The sequence below is a fragment of the Marinococcus sp. LNSP9103-4 genome, assembly GCF_056034345.1.
This window is the reverse complement of sequence record NZ_JBQLIA010000041.1, coordinates 1-6,655: the sequence shown is the minus strand read 5'-3', so window position 1 is coordinate 6,655 and position 6,655 is coordinate 1. Positions and strand designations below refer to the sequence as shown.

General features: G+C 45.2%; 7 protein-coding genes. 4 read left to right on the top strand and 3 right to left on the bottom strand.

All coding sequences use genetic code 11. The annotated features are described in order from the left end of the window. A partial coding sequence (locus tag ACTRXG_RS16570) for a hypothetical protein (protein WP_474286012.1) occupies positions 1 to 390 on the top strand: 390 nt, incomplete at its 5' end. Positions 391 to 425: 35 nt separating this feature from the next. Here ACTRXG_RS16570 and ACTRXG_RS16565 read toward each other — a convergent pair. After that, positions 426 to 584, bottom strand: a complete 159-nt coding sequence (locus tag ACTRXG_RS16565) for a hypothetical protein (protein WP_176967740.1) — start codon at positions 582 to 584, stop codon at positions 426 to 428. Positions 585 to 694: 110 nt separating this feature from the next. Next, positions 695 to 2,413 (bottom strand): acetate--CoA ligase, encoded by a 1,719-nt coding sequence (acsA, locus tag ACTRXG_RS16560; protein WP_319631057.1) that lies wholly within the window; start codon positions 2,411 to 2,413, stop codon positions 695 to 697. A gap of 173 nt (positions 2,414 to 2,586) precedes the next feature. Between acsA and ACTRXG_RS16555 the strand changes: the two genes are divergently transcribed. The 3 genes from ACTRXG_RS16555 to ACTRXG_RS16545 are packed head-to-tail and all read left to right on the top strand — an operon-like array spanning position 2,587 to position 5,057. Continuing rightward, positions 2,587 to 3,219, top strand: a complete 633-nt coding sequence (locus ACTRXG_RS16555; protein WP_322526385.1) for a GNAT family N-acetyltransferase — start codon at positions 2,587 to 2,589, stop codon at positions 3,217 to 3,219. A 33-nt stretch (positions 3,220 to 3,252) separates the two neighbouring features. Further along, positions 3,253 to 3,894 carry an acetoin utilization AcuB family protein gene (locus ACTRXG_RS16550; RefSeq protein ID WP_474286013.1) on the top strand — a complete coding sequence of 214 codons (642 nt, stop codon included), beginning with the start codon at positions 3,253 to 3,255 and terminating at the stop codon, positions 3,892 to 3,894. Further along, positions 3,891 to 5,057, top strand: a complete 1,167-nt coding sequence (locus ACTRXG_RS16545) for an acetoin utilization protein AcuC (RefSeq protein ID WP_474262997.1) — start codon at positions 3,891 to 3,893, stop codon at positions 5,055 to 5,057. The genes ACTRXG_RS16550 and ACTRXG_RS16545 overlap by 4 nt, the downstream gene beginning before the upstream one ends. 38 nt (positions 5,058 to 5,095) lie before the next feature. On the opposite strand, the gene ccpA is transcribed toward ACTRXG_RS16545, so the two are convergent. Further along, positions 5,096 to 6,106, bottom strand: coding sequence for a catabolite control protein A (ccpA, locus tag ACTRXG_RS16540; RefSeq protein ID WP_474286011.1), 1,011 nt, complete (start codon positions 6,104 to 6,106; stop codon positions 5,096 to 5,098). Positions 6,107 to 6,655 lie beyond the last annotated feature (549 nt).

Below are 6,655 nucleotides of genomic sequence, written 5' to 3'. Positions count from 1 at the left end.
GACGAGACTGAAGACTCCGGCGCTTCCACTGACGAAGAGGATTCCGCTGAGGACTCCTCTTCTGCTCCTTCCGGGGACGGTGGCTCTGACGAGACTGAAGACTCCGGCGCTTCCACTGACGAAGAGGATTCCGCTGAGGACTCCTCTTCTGCTCCTTCCGGGGACGGTGGCTCTGACGAGACTGAAGACTCCGACGCTTCCACTGACGAAGAGGATTCCGCTGAGGACTCCTCTTCTGCTCCTTCCGAGGACGGGGATGCTGAGGATACCGGAGAGTCTGAGGCCTCGTCTACAAATGAAGAAGCCCCTGGCGAAAATTCTTCGCCAGAGACTTCAAGTGATACTGAAAATGAAACAGATGAAAGCAGTTCTTCCGAACAAGAAGAGTAGGGAAGTAAAAAGCCATTATGTATTGAAATTAAGAATTAAGCCATCTGGGCCAGTCCAATCCACACCAGTAATATTGCAATAGGCACTGAAACCATTCCTGCTGTCCGCAGAAAACGTCGATTTTCTTTACTTCCTTTAAATATTAAATAGAAACTTTCCAGTAAAATAATAATACCGATAATTAAAGCAACCAAGGCCGCCTCGCCCCCTTTCTATTCTTTCTGTATATCATACCTGAAGGGTCATTAGAAATAAAGAAGCCTCCGTACATGATAAGTACGGAGGCTTCTTACATTTTCACACTCTAGTCTTCCATAGTAGAAAGATCACCAGTAGGCAGATCAAGCTCCCATGCTTTCAAGACACGGCGCATAATCTTACCACTTCTTGTTTTCGGAAGTGATTTACGGAATTCAATTTCTTTCGGCGCAACGTGACCAGCAAGTTCTTTTTTCACGAAGTTTTGAATTTCTTCCTTCAACTCGTCTGAAGCTTCATATCCTTCCCGCAGGGCTACAAATGCTTTAATGATTTCCCCGCGTACCGGGTCCGGCTTACCAATAACCCCAGCTTCACCTACAGCCGGGTGTTCAACCAGTTTGCTTTCTACTTCAAATGGTCCGACTCTTTCACCAGCAGTCATGATGACATCATCTACACGACCCTGGAACCAGAAGTAGCCATCTTCGTCCATATAAGCAGAGTCACCGGATACGTACCAGCCGTTCAATTCAAAATAGCTGTCAAATTTTTCTTTTCTATTCCAAATAGCTCTCATCATTGCCGGCCAGGTTGGCTTGATAGCCAGATTACCCATTCGGTTCGGCGGAAGCTCATTTCCCTGATCATCGACAATTGCACCGTAGACTCCTGGGATTGGTTTCCCCATGGACCCGGCTTTAATTGTCATTGCCGGGTAGTTACATATCATCATTGCACCTGTCTCTGTCATCCACCATGTGTCATGAATGCGGAGATTAAATGCTTTTTCACCCCAGCGTACCACTTCTGGATTTAACGGCTCCCCGACACTCAAAATGTGTCGCAGCGAAGAAAGATCATATTCTTTCACAAGCTCGTCCCCGGCGCTCATGAGCATCCGGAAAGCAGTTGGTGCACTGTACCATACGGATACATTGTATCTATCCAGAGTATCATACCAGTCCTGTGCGCTGAAGCGGCCGCCGCGCACCACGTTTGTTACGCCGGCAAGCCATGGACCGAATATACCGTAGGATGTGCCAGTTACCCAGCCAGGATCGGCTGTACACCAGTATACATCCCCGTCTTTCAAATCCAACACCCATTTCGCTGTCTGATAGTGCTGTATCATGGCATTGTGTACGTGATAAACGCCCTTAGGCTTTCCAGTAGACCCTGAAGTATAATGCAGAATCAGTCCGTCTTCACGGTCTACCCATTCCGGTTCAAAATCGCTGCCCGCCTGCTGAAGTCTTGCATCAAAATCCAAAAATCCGCCTTTTTCATCATCTACGCCTCCGTGGATGAACACCGTTTCCAGATTTGGAAGATCATCAAACGGTACCCGTTCTACTAACTGAGGCGTTGTAACGAGTGCTTTTGCTTCGCTGTCTTCAAGACGGTCCCGGACAGCTCCTTCCATGAAGGCTTCAAACAATGGGCCAACGATAGCGCCCACTTTAATTGCACCTAGAAGAGCAAAGTAAAGTTCGGGAGAACGGGACATGAAAATGAAGACGCGGTCTCCTTTCTCAATACCTGCTTCTTTCATTACATTTGCTGCTTTGTTTGTGTATTTTTTCATATCCGCAAATGTATACTCCTCTTTGCGGCTTCCATCTAAATAATGAAGTGCTACCTGGTTTTGCTTATCAGGATTCTCAGCATGGCGATCAATTGCTTCGTATGCCATGTTTACTTTTCCTGTTTCGTGCCAAGAGAATTGTTTTTCGATTTCCGACCAGTCGAAGTTTTGTTTTGCTTCTTCGTAGTCTTGTAGGTTGTAATTTCCGTCAATTGGTGGAAGCGTTTGCACTTTCATTTGAAACATTCCCTTCTATCGATCTTAATTTGCACAAATTCATTATAATATAAGTTCATACATTGTTCAATTCTTTCATTTCTTAATATTCTCATTTCTTCCACCAATCTGAAGTAATTTTCTGATATGATAATAATGTAAGCAGTACCATAGGTGGATGAAGGATGGTGTACATGATTCACAAAAAGACCTATTATTCCAGGGAAATCGCATGGAACAACCACACTTTGCTCATGGAAGGCCCTGTTTCCGGTAAAACACTTCACGATTACGACTTTCATCCAGGCCTTACAGCGTTTCGTTCCCATGAAGAACAAAAAAAGGCATTGATTGGCATTGCTGATCTTCCTGAAGGGCGTATTAATATTGTCGCTGATGGCAAAACGATTGTCGGCTATGTCACATTTGTCTATCCGGATCCTTTAGAGCGCTGGTCGGAAGCCCGGCTGGACAGTCTCCTGGAGCTTGGGGCCATCGAAATAGCCAAAGAGTACAGAGGAGCTAAAATTGGCAAACGTCTGTTAGAGTTTTCTGTGCTCGATGATGCCATGGAAGACTATATTATCATTACCACAGAATACTACTGGCACTGGGATCTCAAATCGAGCGGCTTAACCGTATGGGAATATAGAAAGCTTATGGAAAAAATGATGAATGCCGGCGGGCTCGAATGGATGGCCACAGATGATCCTGAAATTTGCTCTCACCCCGCAAATTGTTTAATGGTAAGAATTGGCTCACGTGTATCAGATACCGATATTCAACAATTTGATAACGTTCGTTTTACTAATAAATTTATGTTTTAACCGCCTGCACAGAGGAGGAATGTTTACTTGTTCGTGGAAGAAATTATGGTTAAAGACGTCATAACAATTGAACGAACCACGCTTATACGCACAGCTTTGGAGCTTTTGGAAAAACACCGCATCCGGCATATACCTGTGATTGACGAAAACCGTTATGTCGTTGGTATTGTAGCGGACAGGGATATCCGCGATGCCAGCCCTTCCATTTTTCAGCCCGGCGATGATAAAAAAGAATTGGAACAGCCCGTTTCCACAATTATGACTTCTCCTGTCGTCACCATCATGTCCTATGATCTGATGGCTGATGCCGCAGTAGTCTTATATGAGAACGACATCAGCGCTCTACCTGTCGTTTCCTCAGATGATAAACTGGTCGGCATACTGACTGAAACCAACGTTCTGCATACGTTAGTAAAAATGACAGGAGCCAATCAGCCGTCCTCCCAGATAGATGTTGTTGTTCCTAATTTATCCGGACAGCTGGCAGAATTATCATTGATTTTTAAAGAAAAAGGGACAAACGTTATCAGTGTACTGCTCTTTCCACACAATGAAATTGATAAGCAGGTGCTCAGCTTCCGGGTGCAGACAATGGATCCCCGAAGACTGATTGCTGCTATTGAAGAAAAAGGGTACACCGTACAATGGCCGAGAATGCCGGAGCCAGGATCATGACAATGAATCACGCTCTCGTTTATTCTCCGGATATGCCGCAGTACAAATTTAATGACGATCATCCTTTCAGCCCCCTTCGTCAGCAAATTACCTTTGATCTGCTATTGGAAATAGGAGCAATCAATGACAATCAGCTTATTCCGTCACGGATGGCAACGGACGAAGAAATAATGCTTGTACACGACCAACATTATGTGGAGGCGGTTAAAGCCGCCGGAAAAGGCGAGCTTAGTATTGGCGTTGCAAATAACTATGGCCTCGGAACAGAAGATACACCTATTTTTGACCATATGCATGAAGCTTCTGCCACGCTTGTCGGTGGTACTCTTCAGGCTGTTGAAACGGTTCTCTCAGGTAAAGCAACTCATGCTTTCCACCTTGGCGGAGGCCTGCATCATGGCTTTCAGGGAAAGGCTTCGGGCTTTTGTGTATATAATGACAGCTCCATTGCCATTGAATACGCACGTAAACACTTCGGTGCACGCGTTTTATATGTTGATACCGATGCCCACCACGGAGATGGAGTCCAGTTTTCTTTTTACGAGGAACCAGATGTCTGCACACTGTCGATTCATGAAACAGGAAGATACCTGTTCCCAGGTACCGGCAGCGTTGGTGAGAAAGGCGCAGGACAGGGCTACGGCACTTCCATTAATATACCAGTGGACGCCTTTACAGAGGATGACTCTTTTCTTCATTGCTATGAAACAGCATTGCGGGAAGCAGCCGAGTTTTTCAAACCGGACGTCATTTTTACACTTAACGGAGCAGACGCGCACTATTTCGACCCACTCACTCATCTCTCCTTAAGCATTGAATCATACAAGGCCATTCCTGCTATCGCTCATCAAGTAGCCCATGAATACTGCGGTGGCAGATGGATTGCAGTAGGCGGCGGGGGCTACGACATGTGGAGAGTCGTACCAAGAGCCTGGGCGGCCGTGTGGCTTGAAATGAGTGAGCAGACCCAATTATACGAACAAAACTGTCCAGAAGAATGGCGGAGCCGCTGGGGAACAAATGCGCCTATTGAGCTTCCAACCAAATGGCAGGATCCGGAGCAAATGTATGCTCCGATCCCAAGACGACCGGAAATTGAAGAAAAAAATATACGTTCATTAGAAAAAGCCCTTTTTCATATTAGAAATGAAAAAAGGCCGTGATTATAAGAAAAGTAAGGGAAGCAGCCAGGCTGCTTCCCTTATTTTTCGGGGATAGTCGTTGATTGTCTGTACTCCAGACGGTGTGGAAGGACTACAGTGCTTTCATCCACTTCCTCTTTGTTCATAAACTTCGTCAAAAGCCGCATGGAAACTGCCCCGATATCATACATCGGCTGTACTACGGTCGTTAATGTCGGCCTTACCATTGTCGCAAGACGTGTATTGTCAAAGCCGATGACATTTACCTGATCCGGTACGCTGAAGCCATCATCCTGAAGCCCGTGAATAACACCGAGAGCCATTTCGTCTGTAGAAGCAAAAATCGCAGTTGGAGGGTTTTCAAGCTTCATCAGGGACTGGGCAGCCCGTAGTCCCGAATCATATGAATAATCTCCTACTGTTACTAATTCCTCCTCAAAAGTAATATTGTTTTTATTCAGAGCTTCCTTATATCCGCTGAATTTTTTATATCCATTTACCGGATCCTCAAGAGAGCCGGAAACCATACCGATCCTCTGGTGGCCGCCTTCGATCAGTTCTTCTACAGCGTCAAAAGCAGCATCTGCATAATCAATGTTTACTGAAGGTACTTCATTATTTTCATCAACTGTCGCAGCCAGAACGATCGGCACCGGGGAGTGCTTGAACTGTTCCACGTGCTCCTCAGTAATTTCGCCGCCCATAAATACAATCCCATCCACCTGTTTTTCAAGCAGCGTATTAATCAGATTAATTTCGCGGTCTTTATTCTGGTCGGAGTTGCTCAGGATGATATTGTATTTATACATCATCGCAATGTCTTCAATCCCCCGGGCCAGTTCGGCAAAGAAAATGCTTGATATATCCGGAATAATTACACCGACAGTGGTCGTTTTTTTGCTTGCAAGACCACGTGCTACAGCGTTTGGACGGTAACCGAGCCCTTCAATGGCATCCAGCACCTTTTTTCTTGTAGCTGGCTTCACGTTTGGATTGCCGTTCACTACACGCGAGACGGTCGCCATTGAAACGCCAGCCTCTCTTGCTACATCATAAATTGTTGTATTCACTAGTAATCCTCCTTCAAGTCCCTTTCATCCACTTCTTAACAGATGATGCTATCATATAATAATGGTTATCGCCTCTGCAATTCATTTATGAAAACTTTTCATAACTTCCTGTCAGCAGGATGTATTCAAGGTTGTTCTGTTCTTCACAATCACAGATTTTCCAATCATACCATATTAAGCACAAAACGTCTTTATTCTTGATTTGGCTTGTTTTCAATTGTTTTCATTTTACTATGTTTTCATGCTTATTTTCAAGAAAACGCTATCAAATAATTTAAATTAATCAGCAGGGCTTATCACATAAAAAAGCACAGGAAGCCCTGTGCTTCAGACTGTCGACAATGACTCTAATTTTAGAGTTTGTCGGCAGTTTTTTTGTGCTATGATAAAAAGAAATAGCCTGGAAAGGGGTTATGGCGCATGATGAGGCGGAGTTCGGAAGAAGCTCGTTACCGGGAAGCGACCATTCAGTTGGATCAGTTAGTGCCCGCGGACCACCTGGTCCGCCAGATCGAGGCCGCGCTGGATTTTTCCTTTATTTACGACGAA